At 65.9% G+C, this 13,615-nt stretch carries 12 protein-coding genes; 8 read left to right on the top strand and 4 right to left on the bottom strand.

What is annotated here, in order from left to right; all coding sequences use genetic code 11:
• The first annotated feature begins 25 nt into the window (after window positions 1–25).
• Window positions 26–1,285, top strand: coding sequence for a phosphoribosylamine--glycine ligase (gene purD / locus FZI91_RS21970; protein ID WP_155941242.1), 1,260 nt, complete (start codon window positions 26–28; stop codon window positions 1,283–1,285).
• Window positions 1,286–1,296: 11 nt separating this feature from the next.
• Here purD and FZI91_RS21975 read toward each other — a convergent pair whose 3' ends face one another.
• Together FZI91_RS21975 and FZI91_RS21980 are read right to left on the bottom strand one after the other, a co-directional pair.
• Entirely contained in the window at window positions 1,297–2,106 is an 810-nt protein-coding gene (locus tag FZI91_RS21975; RefSeq protein ID WP_162525505.1) for an alpha/beta hydrolase family protein, read from the bottom strand.
• Window positions 2,107–2,170: 64 nt separating this feature from the next.
• Window positions 2,171–2,977: an alpha/beta hydrolase family protein gene (locus FZI91_RS21980; RefSeq protein WP_155941243.1), complete on the bottom strand. Its 807-nt coding sequence runs from the start codon at window positions 2,975–2,977 to the stop codon at window positions 2,171–2,173.
• Here FZI91_RS21980 and FZI91_RS21985 point away from each other — a divergent pair.
• The 4 genes from FZI91_RS21985 to FZI91_RS22000 all read left to right on the top strand — a co-directional run bounded on the left by FZI91_RS21985 (window position 2,976) and on the right by FZI91_RS22000 (window position 7,599).
• Entirely contained in the window at window positions 2,976–4,196 is a 1,221-nt protein-coding gene (locus FZI91_RS21985) for a pyridoxal phosphate-dependent aminotransferase (protein ID WP_155941244.1), read from the top strand. The genes FZI91_RS21980 and FZI91_RS21985 overlap by 2 nt on opposite strands.
• Before the next feature lie 64 nt (window positions 4,197–4,260).
• Entirely contained in the window at window positions 4,261–4,944 is a 684-nt protein-coding gene (locus FZI91_RS21990) for a TetR family transcriptional regulator (protein WP_309224046.1), read from the top strand.
• Between the two features lie 9 nt (window positions 4,945–4,953).
• Window positions 4,954–6,372, top strand: coding sequence for an adenylosuccinate lyase (gene purB, locus FZI91_RS21995; protein ID WP_162525507.1), 1,419 nt, complete (start codon window positions 4,954–4,956; stop codon window positions 6,370–6,372).
• 3 nt (window positions 6,373–6,375) lie between these two features.
• Entirely contained in the window at window positions 6,376–7,599 is a 1,224-nt protein-coding gene (locus FZI91_RS22000) for a cytochrome P450 (protein ID WP_155941245.1), read from the top strand.
• Between the two features lie 73 nt (window positions 7,600–7,672).
• On the opposite strand, the gene FZI91_RS22005 is transcribed toward FZI91_RS22000, so the two are convergent.
• A complete protein-coding gene (locus FZI91_RS22005) occupies window positions 7,673–8,299 on the bottom strand; it encodes a hypothetical protein (RefSeq protein WP_155941246.1) in 627 nt (208 codons plus the stop codon).
• A gap of 18 nt (window positions 8,300–8,317) precedes the next feature.
• Between FZI91_RS22005 and FZI91_RS22010 the strand changes: the two genes are divergently transcribed.
• The 3 genes from FZI91_RS22010 to FZI91_RS22020 are packed head-to-tail and all read left to right on the top strand — an operon-like array spanning window position 8,318 to window position 12,154.
• Complete coding sequence (locus tag FZI91_RS22010; protein ID WP_155941247.1) at window positions 8,318–9,211, top strand: phosphoribosylaminoimidazolesuccinocarboxamide synthase; 894 nt, start codon at window positions 8,318–8,320, stop codon at window positions 9,209–9,211.
• The gene (locus FZI91_RS22015; RefSeq protein WP_162525508.1) at window positions 9,208–11,340 is read left to right on the top strand and encodes a S9 family peptidase; all 2,133 of its coding nucleotides are present in this window, start codon (window positions 9,208–9,210) and stop codon (window positions 11,338–11,340) included. Before FZI91_RS22010 ends, FZI91_RS22015 begins: the two co-directional genes overlap by 4 nt.
• Window positions 11,333–12,154: an SDR family oxidoreductase gene (locus FZI91_RS22020; protein ID WP_155941249.1), complete on the top strand. Its 822-nt coding sequence runs from the start codon at window positions 11,333–11,335 to the stop codon at window positions 12,152–12,154. Before FZI91_RS22015 ends, FZI91_RS22020 begins: the two co-directional genes overlap by 8 nt.
• On the opposite strand, the gene FZI91_RS22025 is transcribed toward FZI91_RS22020, so the two are convergent.
• On the bottom strand, window positions 12,147–13,571 hold the full coding sequence (locus FZI91_RS22025; RefSeq protein WP_155941250.1) for a sugar porter family MFS transporter: 1,425 nt from the start codon (window positions 13,569–13,571) through the stop codon (window positions 12,147–12,149). The genes FZI91_RS22020 and FZI91_RS22025 overlap by 8 nt on opposite strands.
• Window positions 13,572–13,615: the final 44 nt, after the last annotated feature.

The raw sequence follows: 13,615 nt of genomic DNA on the forward strand, positions 1-13,615 counted from the left end.
ATGCCCGGACCGATAGGGTTTGGGCATGCGCGTCCTCATTCTTGGATCTGGTGGCCGTGAACACGCTGTGGCGATTGCTCTGCGGCGCGACCCGCAGATCGACTATGTCGCCATAGCGCCCGGTAACGCAGGGACCGCTGCGGTGGCCGACCAGCATCCGGTGGATATCGGCTCCGGCGCCGAGGTCGCGGCCTTGGCGGTCAAGCTGAAAGTGGACCTGGTGATCATCGGTCCCGAGGTGCCGCTCGTGCTCGGCGTCGGAGACGCGGTGCGTGCGGCAGGCATCGCCTGCTTCGGCCCGTCGGCGGCGGCCGCGCGGATCGAGGGGTCCAAGGCGTTCGCCAAGGACGTCATGACCGCCGCCGGCGTGCGCACGGCGCGCAGTGAAATCGTGGACAACCCAGCGCATCTGGATGCGGCGTTGGACCGCTTTGCCGACGAACCGGCCTGGGTGGTCAAGGACGACGGCCTGGCCGCGGGCAAGGGCGTGGTGGTCACCGACGATCGTGCCGCGGCCCGCGCGCACGCCGCGAGCCTGCTCGACGACGGACATCCGGTGCTGCTGGAGTCATTCCTCGACGGGCCCGAGGTCTCGCTGCTGTGCATCGTCGACGGCGAGACGGTGGTGCCGCTGCTGCCGGCCCAGGACCACAAGCGGGTGGGTGACGGCGACACCGGCCCGAACACCGGTGGCATGGGTGCCTACTGTCCGTTGCCTTGGCTGTCCGAGGCCGCGGTCACCGAGATCGTTGACACCATCGTCAAACCCGTTGCCGCTGAACTCGTTAAGCGCGGCAGCAGGTTTTCGGGCGTCTTGTACGCGGGACTAGCCATCACCTCCACGGGCCCCTCCGTTGTCGAGTTCAATTGCCGCTTCGGTGATCCCGAGACCCAGGCGGTGTTGGCGCTGCTGGAATCCCCACTGGGTCAGCTGTTGAATGCCGCGGCGACGGGGACGCTCCAGGACTTTGGGCCGTTGCGCTGGCAGGAAGGCAGTGCCGTCACCGTGGTGTTGGCCGCCGAGAACTATCCGTTGCGTCCGCGCACCGGCGATGTGATCACCGGCTCGGAGGCCGATGGGGTGCTGCACGCCGGGACATCACGCCGTGAGGATGGCGCCGTCGTATCCGCGGGCGGTCGGGTGTTGTCGGTTGTCGGCACCGGCGCGGACCTGCAGGCCGCGCGTGTCGATGCCTACGCGAAAGTCGCGGCGATTCGGCTGCCGGGCAGTCACTTCCGCACCGATATTGGATTGGCTGCGGCAGAGGGACGCATCAGCATTTAGGCTGTGCGCAACTAGGCGGCCAGGATCGGCGCGATCCAGCCCAGCGCCTGCGGGACCTGCGACAGCCAATACCTACCCTCGTGCGCGCCCGGACCGAACTCTCCGGCGGGTGGCGCCGCGAGCTGCTCGGCGAAAACCTTGCTCGCCGTGAAGAACCTGTCGTCGTATCCGGATGACACCCACACCGGCATCCCATTGAGCTGGGGTCGACCGAAAACCGTGTTCTCTTCCCAGTTTTCCTCGTTGTCGAAGGCGTCGGCGGTGGCCTCGGGATAGGACAACCACAGTGAGGGGCTGACTGCGGCGACGGCCGCCGTCCGCGGCCCGCCGAGACGGGCACCGTTCAGTAGCGCGCCGTAGCCGCCCGCGGACCAACCCATAAAGGCCACCCGAGACACGTCGAGCCCCTCCTGCTCGGCGAGCATCGGGAGGAACTCGTCGAGGATCATGGCGCCGGGATCGTCACCGTTCCTATGCGGATGCCAATAGCTGTTGCCGCCGTCGATGGCCGCAACCGCGAAGGGCGGCGCCCCCGCCGCGACCAAATCCCCGAGCATCCGCTCATAACCCCAGTAGATGGTTCGGTCGGCGTTCTCGTCGCGGCCGTGCAGCATGATCACCGGTCGCACCGGCCAGTCCACTCCCGGCGGCCTGGCAATCTTCCAGCCGGTGGAGATGCCGCCGCGGGCCTCGGAGATAAAGGACCCGCTGGTGACGTCGGCGGCGGCCCGTGCGGGCGCAGCCAGCGTCGGAAGAAGGGCAGCACCCGCCCCGAGTGCGGCACCGACCTGCAACAGGCGGCGGCGGCTCATTTCGGTCACCCGCGCCATAATGCCAGCGGATGGCAAACCCGTCGAGGGAGTTGGCTATCCCGCCACGAGAACGTCACGCCGTGAGCAGCGGCGCCATCCATGCCATTTCCGCGCCGATCTGCGAGCTCCAGAAGGAGCCGTCGTGGCCACCGGGGCTGAACCCGCCGGCGGGCGGCGTCGGCAGCTGCGCGATGAACTGCTTGGTTGCGCTATAGAACGGATCGCTGTCACCGCAGTCGATGCGCAGCGGAATCGAGTTCAGGGCGGCCAGCCCCCACACCGAGTTCGCGGCGTAGTCGTCGGCACCGTCGAAGGCGCCGGGCGCTGTCGCACCCGAGGATGTCCACAGCGCCGGGCTGACGGCGGTGATGGCTGCGGTGCGCCCAGCGCCCAGGCGTGCGCCGAGCAGCATGGCGCCGTATCCGCCCATCGACCAACCCAGGAACGCGACTCGCGAGGTGTCCAATCCCTGTTGGGCCAGCAGCGGGATGAACTCATTGAGCACCATGGCACCGGAATCCTCGCCGGATGACCGCTTGTGCCAGTATCCGCCGCCGCCGTCCACGCTGGCCAGGGCGAATGGCTTGGCGCCCGAGGCCACGGCCTGCGCCAGCATGTTCTCTACGCCACCATCCATGACGCCGGCCGCGGTCTGGCCCTTGCCGTGCAGCGCGATGATCGGCCGGATCGGGCCGGTGACGCCGGGCGGGCGCGCGATGCGCCATTCGGTGCCGACACCGCCGCGCGCCGCCGAGACGAAGGAGCCCGCGGTGATGGCGCCGTCGGCGCGGGCCGGGAAAGCCCCGGCGCCGAGCAGGGCGGCACCGGCTCCGGTTGCCGCGCCGAGTTTGAGTAGAGAGCGTCGGGACAGATCACGCATGCCGACCATCATGCCTGCACGGTTCGATACGGTCGCAACCGTGGCAGATCTCACTCGTTCTCCGTCGCTGCGCTCCGGAATCGCGCCGTTCTACGTCATGGACGTATTGACAGCGGCTGCCGCGCGCCAGCGCACCCATGGGGACCTGATCTCGCTGGCCGCCGGGCAGCCGTCAACCGGTGCCCCGGCCGTGGTTCTCGACGCGGTGCGGGAGGCGCTCGGCACGCACGTGCTTGGTTACACCGAAACATTGGGACTACCGGAACTGCGCGACGCCATTGCCGCGTATCACCGGGAGCGTTCGGGTGTTGAGGTCGGTGCGGACGACGTCGTCGTCACCACCGGGTCCTCGGGCGGGTTCACGCTGCTGTTTCTTGCGGCGTTTGATGTCGGGGATACCGTCGTGATGACGCGGCCTGGGTACCCGGCGTACCGCAATTGTCTTGCCGCACTGGGCTGCCGGGTCGTCGAGATCGACTGCGGTCCCGAAACCCGGTATCAGCCGACGGTCGCAATGCTGGAGACTGTGGTGAAGGCGGACGGCCAGGCCCCCGCCGGTCTCATCGTCGCCAGTCCCGCCAACCCCACCGGCACCATCATTGACGCCACCGAGCTGGAGGCGCTCGCGCGGTGGTGCGAGGCCAACGGCACCCTGCTGGTATCGGACGAGATCTATCACGGACTGTCCTACGGCGATCAGAAGACCTCCAGCGCATGGGAATTCAGCCGTGAAGCGGTGGTGATGGGGTCGGTGTCTAAGTACTTCTCGATGACGGGTTGGCGGCTGGGCTGGATGCTGGTGCCGCGCCGGTACTTGCGGGCCGTCGACCGGCTCTCCTCAAACTTCACGATTTGCCCGCCCGCGGTGTCCCAGTACGGTGCGCTGGCGGCATTCAGTTCCGAGGCGCGCGTCGAGCTCGACGGGCACGTGCGTAGGTATGCCGCGAATCGAGCGCTGCTTATTGACGGTCTCGCCGCCGTGGGCATCACCAAGATCGCCCCGCCCGACGGCGCCTTCTATGCATACGCAGATATTGATCACCTGACCGATAACGCCGAGCATTGGTGTGCGGACCTGTTGGCGCGCACGGGGGTAGCCGTCGCACCCGGGATCGACTTCGACACCGTGCACGGCCATCACACCGTTCGGCTGAGTTTCGCGGGGAGCGGAGACGCGATCGAGGAGGCATTGCGGAGGCTCGGCCGGGGCCGAAGCTGACTGCTTGCACGAGATAGCGCAAAACGCCCGTGGGGAAGCGTCGCTGCTGGCAGCATGACATGGCGTGACGGTCAGGCAGCAGGTGGAGGTGTTCCCGGATGGGAGCATCGCGCACCGCCCGCAGGCGACCCCGAAAGGGGAGCGGAGGCGGCGCGCGCTGGTCAGCGCGGCGGCTGACCTATTGCGGGACAACGGTATTGATGCGGTACGGCACCGTGCGGTGGCGCAACGCGCAGGGCTGCCGTTGGCATCCACCACGTACTATTTCTCCTCGCTGGAAGACCTCATCGCGCGGGCCGTCGAGCACGCAGGGACCCATGAGCTGGAACAGATCCAGGAACGGCTGTCTTTGGTTCCGTACCGGCGCCGTGGAGCCGCCGCCACTGCGGAGGCGGTAGTGGATCTGCTCTTCGGCACGCCGGGCTTCGGCGGCGGAGAACAGCTAGTGTCCCGGTACGAGCGTGAGCTGGCCTGCAGCCGTCATCCTGAACTGCGCGAGGTGCAGCAGAGGTTGCGTGAACAACGTGACGATGCGGTGGCTCAGGTGGTCCGCCGATCCGGCCGGTCGATCGACAACGACCATGTCGGGGTGCTGATTTCGACAGTTGACGGTGCAATGGTCGGGGCGTTCACCGAAGCCGCGACAAGTCCGCAGGCGACGGCGACGGCGATGCTGGTGGACGTCATCGACGTGCTGGCACCCTTAGAAGTTGAACAGCTGGCCGAGTCGATTTCCTTCCCCCCATAGACTCTTCTTGTGCAAATCCCTAACGTTCTGGCATCCCGGTACGCGAGCGACGCCATGGTGCAGCTGTGGTCGCCCCGGTCGAAGGTCGTGCTGGAGCGCCAATTGTGGATCGCGGTACTGCGCGCGCAGCGCGACCTCGGTATCGACGTTCCCGACGGTGTCATCGAGGACTACGAGCGGGTTGTCGAGGACGTCGACCTGGATTCCATCGCCGCGCGCGAGCGTGTCACTCGTCACGATGTGAAGGCCCGCATCGAAGAGTTCAGTGCGCTGGCCGGGCATGAGCACATCCACAAGGGCATGACCAGCCGTGACCTCACCGAGAACGTGGAGCAGCTGCAGATCCGGAAGTCATTGGAGTACGTGCACGCCCACGGTGTCGCGGTGGCGGCGCGGCTCGCGAGGCACGCCGTCGAGTATCGGGACGTGGTGATGGCCGGACGCAGTCACAATGTGGCCGCGCAGGCAACCACATTGGGTAAGCGGTTCGCGTCAGCCGCCCAAGAAACCTTGGTGGCGCTGACCCGGCTGCGCGAGCTTGTCGACCGCTATCCACTGCGCGGCATCAAGGGCCCAATGGGCACTGGCCAGGACATGCTCGACCTGTTCGACGGGGACACCGGCAAGCTGGCCGAGCTCGAGGCGAAGGTGGCGGGTTTCCTTGGTTTCTCGGAGGTGCTGACCAGCGTCGGACAGGTGTACCCACGCTCACTGGATCACGATGTGGTGTCCGCCCTGGTGCAACTGGGTGCCGGACCGTCCTCGCTGGCGCACACCATCCGGCTGATGGCTGGCCACGAGCTGGTCACCGAGGGCTTCGCGCCCGGGCAGGTAGGCAGCTCGGCGATGCCACACAAGATGAACACCCGCAGCTGCGAGCGCGTCAACGGCCTACAGGTGATTCTGCGCGGTTACGGCTCCATGGTCGCGGAACTGGCTGGGGCGCAATGGAATGAAGGCGATGTGTTCTGTTCGGTGGTGCGCCGTGTGGCGCTGCCGGATGCCTTCTTTGCCATCGACGGGATGATCGAGACGTTCCTGACGGTGCTCGACGAGTTCGGTGCGTACCCGGCGGTGATCGACCGCGAGCTGCGACGCTATCTGCCGTTCCTGGCGACCACCAAGGTGCTGATGGCGGCGGTGCGTGCCGGGGTCGGCCGCGAGGAGGCGCACGAGGTCATCAAGGAGCACGCCGTCGCGACGGCACTGGCCATGCGTGAAAAGGGTGCGGAGCCAAATCTTTTGGGCCTCTTGGCAGACGATCCTCGGCTGCCCCTGGATGCCTTGGCGCTGGAGGCCGCGCTAGCTGATCGGGCGTCGTTCACCGGTGCCGCCGCCGATCAGGTCGATCGGGTGGCGGCCGAGGTCTCGGCGCTCGTCGAGGCCTACCCGGAGGGCGCCGCGTACAACCCGGGAGCGATTCTGTAAGTCATGGCTCTTGACGGGGTGGACCTGACCGACCTGGACAACTTCGCCGGCGGGTTCCCGCACGAGCTGTTCGCTCGGCATCGGCGCGAGGCGCCGGTGTATTGGCATGATCCCACCGAGAACACCCCGGACAACGAGGGCTTCTGGTCGGTGGCCAGTTACGCGGAAACCTTTGAGGTGCTGCGTGATCAGGTGACATATTCGTCGGTGACCGGAGGCGATCGCCCGTACGGCGGCACCCTGCTACAGGATCTGCCGATCGCCGGGCAGGTACTGAACATGATGGACGATCCGCGGCACCGTCAGATCCGCAAGCTGGTGAGTTCCGGTCTGACCCCGCGCATGATCCAGCGGGTGGAGGACGACCTGCGGGTGCGGTGCCGGGCGCTGCTGGATGCGACGGTGCCGTCTGTGCCTTTCGACTTTCTGATCGATGTCGCCGCCGAGCTGCCCATGCAGATGATCTGCATTCTGCTGGGAGTGCCGGAAGCGGACCGGCACTGGCTGTTCGAGGCCGTCGAGCCGAGCTTTGACTTCGGTGAGTCTCGCCGGTCGCAGGTCACCAGTTCCCTCGGCGACCCGAGTTCCGGTATGTACCAATACGGTTCGGAGATGATCGCGTTGAAGCGCGCTCAGCCCGGAGATGACATGCTGTCAGTGGTGGCCAATGCCACGGTCGATGATGCGGAGGCGCCCTCGCTGTCGGATGCCGAGCTGTACCTGTTCTTCTATCTCTTGTTCAGCGCCGGGGCCGAAACGACGCGCAACGCGATCGCGGGAGGATTGCTCGCGCTAATCGACCATCCCGATGAATTCCGTTCTCTTCGTGAGGATCTAGACCTGCTGCCGACGGCGATCGAGGAGATGCTGCGCTGGACCTCGCCGTCACCGTCCAAACGCCGAACCGCGACCGCCGATGTCACATTGGGTGGGCAGGACATCGCCGCAGGACAGAAGGTGGTGGTGTGGGAAGGATCAGCCAATCGCGATGCGAGGGTGTTCGAGCGGCCCGATGTCTTCGACATTACGCGCAAGCCCAATCCCCACTTGGGTTTTGGACAAGGTGTGCATTTCTGTCTGGGTGCGCACCTTGCGCGCCTGGAGCTGAGGGTGGTGTTTGAGGAATTGCTGCCCCGCTTCGAGGCGGTGCGGCTGGCCGAGCCAGTGGAGTGGACGCGCAGTAATCGGCACACCGGCATCCGGCACATGGTCGTCGCGGCCTCCTAGCCCTTTCCCGGTGACACGCCGTCTCGTGGCGGATTCGTATGGCACGTTCTCGCCATAAGCGGGCGTGTCGACGCTAGGTGGTCTTCCACGCCTTCGGCGCGCTGATGCCCGCGGCCCTCAATTCGACGGCGGCCAGGCCGCGTATCGACGCGGTGTCCTGGGCGCGCCAGGCGGCCACCGGGTCGGCGGTGACGACCGCCAGCTTCTTCAGCGGACGGTTGGCCAGTGCCCGCAGCGCCAGTAGCTGCTCACCGGCAGGGGTGGCCGCGAGTTGCACCGCGACCAGCTTGCGGCGAAAGAACCTGATTCGCAAGAAGATCCATGGCCCGGCGAACGCCAGAATGGGCGGAGCAGCGACGGCGATGGCCAGCACCACCGCCAGCCAAGTGGCGGTGGTATCCAGGTTGTGGCCCGCGCCGGCCAGATCGGCCGCGGCCTCGCTGGCTGCACGCAGCGGCTCGCCCACCTTGTCGCCCACCAACGGGATCTTGTGTGCACTGTCGCCCGCGGAGTTCAGGTTGTCCGAGATACCGTCGGCGCCGTCCTTTACCTGACGGCCCACCTCCGCTATCGCCGAGACCGCGCCGTGCACAGCCAGTCCGACGAACACCCAGATTGTGGTCCAGATTGCCACCGCCACGTCGCTGAACAGTTGGCCGAGCAACCGACCCGGTCGGGTGGAGTAGGGCACAAATCGCATGAATCGTAGGATGGCACGATGTCTCCGTCGCTGTCCGATTACCAGCATGTGGCCAGCGGGAAGGTCCGTGAGCTGTACCGAGTCGACGATGAACACCTGCTGTTCGTCGCCACCGACCGGATTTCCGCCTACGACTTCATCCTGGACACGCCGATACCTGACAAGGGGCGCATCCTCACGGCGATGAGCGTGTTCTTCTTCGGGCTGCTGACCGTTCCGAACCATCTCGCCGGGCCGCCCGACGATCCGCGTATCCCCGAGGAGGTGCTGGGCCGGGCGCTGTTGGTGCGCCAGCTGGACATGCTTCCCGTGGAGTGCGTGGCCCGCGGATACCTCACCGGATCCGGGCTGTTGGACTACCAGCGCACCGGCGAGGTATGCGGGCACGTGTTGCCACAGGGGCTTGGCGAGGCCAGTCGGCTGGATCCGCCGTTGTTCACACCGGCCACAAAGGCCGATATCGGTGAGCACGATATGAATGTCGATTTCGCGGCGGTGGTGGACCTGGTTGGCGCGGTGCGGGCCAATCAGCTGCGCGATGAGACCATCAAGATTTATCTGCGGGCCGCGGCGCACGCGCTACACAAGGGAATCATATTGGCCGACACCAAGTTCGAGTTCGGAGTCGATACCGAAGGCACGCTGGTGTTGGCCGACGAGGTGTTCACTCCAGACTCGTCCCGGTACTGGGATGCCGCCAACTACCAGGCCGGGATGGTGCAGGACAGCTTCGACAAGCAGTTCGTACGCAACTGGCTCACCGGGCCCGAGTCGGGCTGGGATCGCGCCTCGGACACCCCGCCGCCGCCCCTGCCGGCGCCGGTAGCGGTTGCCACTCGAGAGCGTTATATCGAAGCGTACGAACGTATTTCGGGGCTGAGCTTCGCTGATTGGATCGGGCCGTCGGCGTGAGCGGGCCCATACGCCCGCCCACCGCGAACCGCATCGACACCCTCCGCGAGTACCACGGCGATGCCTTCGTCGACCCGTACGAATGGATGCGCGATAAGGAAAGCCCGGCGGTCACTGCGCATCTGGAGGCTGAGAACGCCTATGTCGAGGATCAACTCGCGCATCTGGACGGGCTTCGGACCGCCATTTTCGGCGAGATCAAGTCACGTACCAAAGAGACCGACCTTTCGATACCCACCCGGATGGGACGGTGGTGGTACTACGCCCGCAGCTTTGAGGGGAAGCAGTACGGCGTCCATTGCCGTTGTCCGATAGGCGATCCCGCTGATTGGGTGCCGCCACAGCTCGATCACGAGGTCCCCGGCGAACAGATCCTGCTTGACGGGAACGTCGAGGCCCAGGGGCACGACTTCTTCTCGCTCGGTGCCGCCACGGTCAGCCCCGACGGGAACACGTTGGCATTCTCGGTGGACGTCGTCGGTCACGAGATGTACACACTGCGGTTCAAGGACCTGCGCACCGGCGAGATGTACTCGGACGAAATCGCCGATATCGGCGCCGGTGCCACCTGGGCGATGGACAGCCGCACCCTGTACTACCCGGTGATCGATGAAGCTTTCCGTCCGTACGCAATTCGCCGCTACACGTTGGGCAGTGGCACCGACCCGGTCGAGGTGTTCTCCGAACCGGATGAGCGTTTCTGGATCGGGGTCGGCCGCACTCGCAGCGACCGCTTTGTTGCCATTAGCGTGCACTCCTCGGTTACCTCCGAGATCCTGATCGGCGATGCCGCCGACCCGGCTACCTCGTTTTCTCCAGTCTGGTTGCGCCGCAGTGGTATCGAGTACACGGTCGATCACGTCGTGGTCGGCGGCGAGGACCGACTGCTGATCCTGCACAACGACGGCGCCGTCAACTTCGCGCTCGCCGAGTTGCCGGTCGCCGCTGTCGCCGATGGGCCTGCCGACCCCGCGATGGCGCGCACGCTTATCGCCCATCGCGACGATGTGCGCCTGGACGGTGTGGAGGCATTCGCCGAAAGGTTCGTCATCGGATATCGGCGAGAAGCCTTGCCGCGCATCCAGGTATGGCCCATCGGCGACGACGGCTACCGCGTGCCACAGGAGGTCGAGTTCGACTCGGAACTGATGCTGTCCGGTCTCGGCGACAACCCGGAATGGAAGTCGCCGCTCCTGCGGGTGGGTTGTACGTCCTTCATCACGCCGACCCGGGTCTACGACCTCGACGTCCACACCGGGGAGCGCACGCTACTCAAGGAGCAGCCGGTGCTCGGCGGTTACCGCCGCGAGGACTATGTGGAGCGACGCGAATGGGCCGTCGCCGAGGACGGAACTCGGATTCCGTTGTCTATCGTCCATCGCACGGATACGGCCGAACCGGCACCGACTCTCTTGTACGGCTATGGCGCATACGAGATGTGCGAAGACCCGCAGTTCAGCATCTCCCGGCTCTCCCTGCTGGACCGGGGAGTGGTGTTCGTCATCGCCCACGTGCGTGGCGGCGGCGAGATGGGCCGGCTCTGGTACGAAGACGGCAAGATGTTGCACAAGCGGCACAGCTTCACCGATTTTGTTTCGGCCGCACGCCATCTCATCGATGCCGGGGTTGCGCTGCCTGATCGGCTCGCTGCCTGGGGCGGCAGCGCCGGCGGTCTGTTGGTGGGAGCCGCGGTGAATCTGGCGCCGGAACTTTTCGCCGGGGTGCTGGCGCAGGTGCCTTTCGTCGATCCCGTTACCACTATCTGCGATCCCTCGCTGCCACTGACCGTCACCGAGTGGGACGAGTGGGGGAATCCGTTGGAAGACAAGGACGTCTACAACTACATCAAGTCCTACTCGCCGTACGAGAACATCCGAGCCGTCGAGTACCCGACGATTCTCGCGATGACGTCGCTGCACGACTCGCGGGTGCTGTACGTCGAGCCCGCTAAATGGGTAGCCGAGCTGCGGCACACCACCACCGGCGACCGCCCGATCCTGATGCGCACCGAGATGACGGCCGGACATGGCGGTATCAGCGGGCGATATGAGCGTTGGAAGGAAAGCGCCTTCCAGCTCGCCTGGATACTCGATGTCCTTGCGGCAGAAGCGGAGAAGATTGATGTCTGATGAGGTTGTCGTCGTCACCGGTGTCGGCGGCATGGGCAGGGTCATCGCCCGCCGCCAGGGTGTCGGCAAGACCCTGCTGCTCGCCGACTACAACGAGGAGACGCTGCAGGCGGTCGTCGATGAGCTGAGGGCGGATGGGCACAACGTCATCGGTCAGCGGGTCGACGTGTCGTCGCGCGAGTCGGTGTCCGCGCTCGCCGAGGCGTCCGCGGCGCTCGGCCGGGTGACCCAGGTGGCACACACGGCAGGCCTGTCACCGGCACAATCACCGACGAACGCCATCCTGGCCGTCGATCTGGTCGGTGTCGCCTTGGTGTTGGACGAGTTCGGCAAGGTCGTCGCTGCCGGCGGCGCGGGCGTGGTGATCGCCAGCATGGCCGGACATATGCCACTGGAACTCACCGCGGAACAAGAAGTGGCACTAGCCAGCACGCCCGCCGAGGAGCTGTTGGCGCTGCCGTATGTCGCCGCCATCGAGCACCCCGCAGTGGCATACCAGTTCTCTAAGCGTGCCAATCACATTCGCGTTCGCGTGGCGGCCCGGCAGTGGGGTGCGCGCGGAGCCCGGATCAACTCGATCAGTCCCGGTGTGGTGTCCACGAAGATGGGACATCAGGAGCTCGCTTCGGAGACCGGGGCCATAACCAAGGCCATGATCGACGGTTCGGCCTCCGGCCGGATCGGCACATCCGACGATGTCGCGGCGGCAGCGGCCTTTCTGCTAGGCCCCGAGTCGTCCTACGTCACCGGGACCGATCTGCTGGTTGACGGGGGAGTCATCGCCGCGGCGCGTTCCGGCCAGCTGTTCAGCTGACCGTGGGCCGCACGGTGGAGTCCATATCTTCCAGACTCATCCCCTTGGTCTCTTTGACCCAGCGCGCCACGAACACCAAGGACAGCAGCGCACACACGGCGTAGCAGCCGTAGGCGATGCCCAGCGCGTCACGCAGCGCGGGGAACGTCACCGTCACCAGCCAGTTGGCAGCCCAGTTCCCCGCGGTGGCCACTCCCATCGCCGCCGCACGGATCCGGTTGGGGAAGATCTCGCCGAGCAGCACCCAGACCACCGGACCCCAGGACATCCCGAACGCCACCACAAAGAGGTTGGCGGCGATGAGGGCGACGGGCCCGGCCACGGGTCCCAGGTGCGGCTTGCCGTCGACAACGGCGGCCGAGCCGAAGACGATCGCCATGGTGCCGAGGGTCGCAGCCATGCCCGCAGAACCGATGAGCAACAAGGGTTTGCGGCCCACCCGGTCGATCAATGCGATCGCCACCAGTGTCGTGGCGATGTTGGTGATCGAGGTGATGACCGTGATGGTGAACGACGAGCTCTCGCCGAATCCGACTGCCTGCCACAGCACATTCGAGTAGTAGAAGATCACGTTGATGCCGACGAACTGCTGAAACACCGCCAACGCCACGCCGACCCACACAATGCCGTACAGACCGCCGGCGGGCTTGCGAAGATCACGCCACGAGGGTGCGGTGTTCTGATCGAGCGTCTCCTGGATCCGGGTGATGGTGATGTCCAGGTTCTGCTCCCCAAGAAGACGCGTCAGCACGGTGCGAGCCTCGGGAATTCGGTGTGTGGCAACGAGATAACGTGGCGACTCCGGGATCGTGTAGGCAAGCACGCCGTACACCAGCGCGGGCAGCGCCATCATCAGGAACATCCAGCGCCATGCGGGCAGGCCGAGCCACAGTTCGCTGCGCGAACCGCCCGCGATATGCGCCAGTAGCCAATCGATGGTGAGGGATAAGAAGATTCCGGTGACAATCGCCAATTGTTGAAGTGAGCCCAACCTGCCACGGATGCCCGACGGGGAGGTCTCGGCGATGTACGCCGGTGCGATAAGCGAGGCCACCCCCACTCCCACGCCGCCGATCACGCGAAAGGCGATGAGCAGCTCGATGTTCGGCGACAGCCCCGCTCCTACCGCGCTCAGCAAGAACAGTGCCGCGGCGATCTTCATGACGGCCACCCGGCCGATTCGGTCGGCGATGCGTCCGGCGGTCATGGCGCCGACGGCGGCGCCCAGCAGCGCCGATGCCACCGCGAATCCGAGCTCGGCGTCACGGATGGTGAACTCGTCCTGAATCGCTTGCACGGCGCCGTTGATGACCGCGCTGTCGTACCCGAAGAGCAGCCCGCCGAGGGCGGCTACCGACGCGATGCGCAGGGCGCTGCGGCCGGACGAGAATTCGTCGGTGGGGCCGTCGTTGGCCATCTGTCCTCCCGCAAACGTTGCGCAATGTTCGAACAGTCAACCAT

This window comes from Mycobacteroides sp. CBMA 271 (assembly GCF_009729205.1).
Lineage (GTDB): Bacteria > Actinomycetota > Actinomycetes > Mycobacteriales > Mycobacteriaceae > Mycobacterium.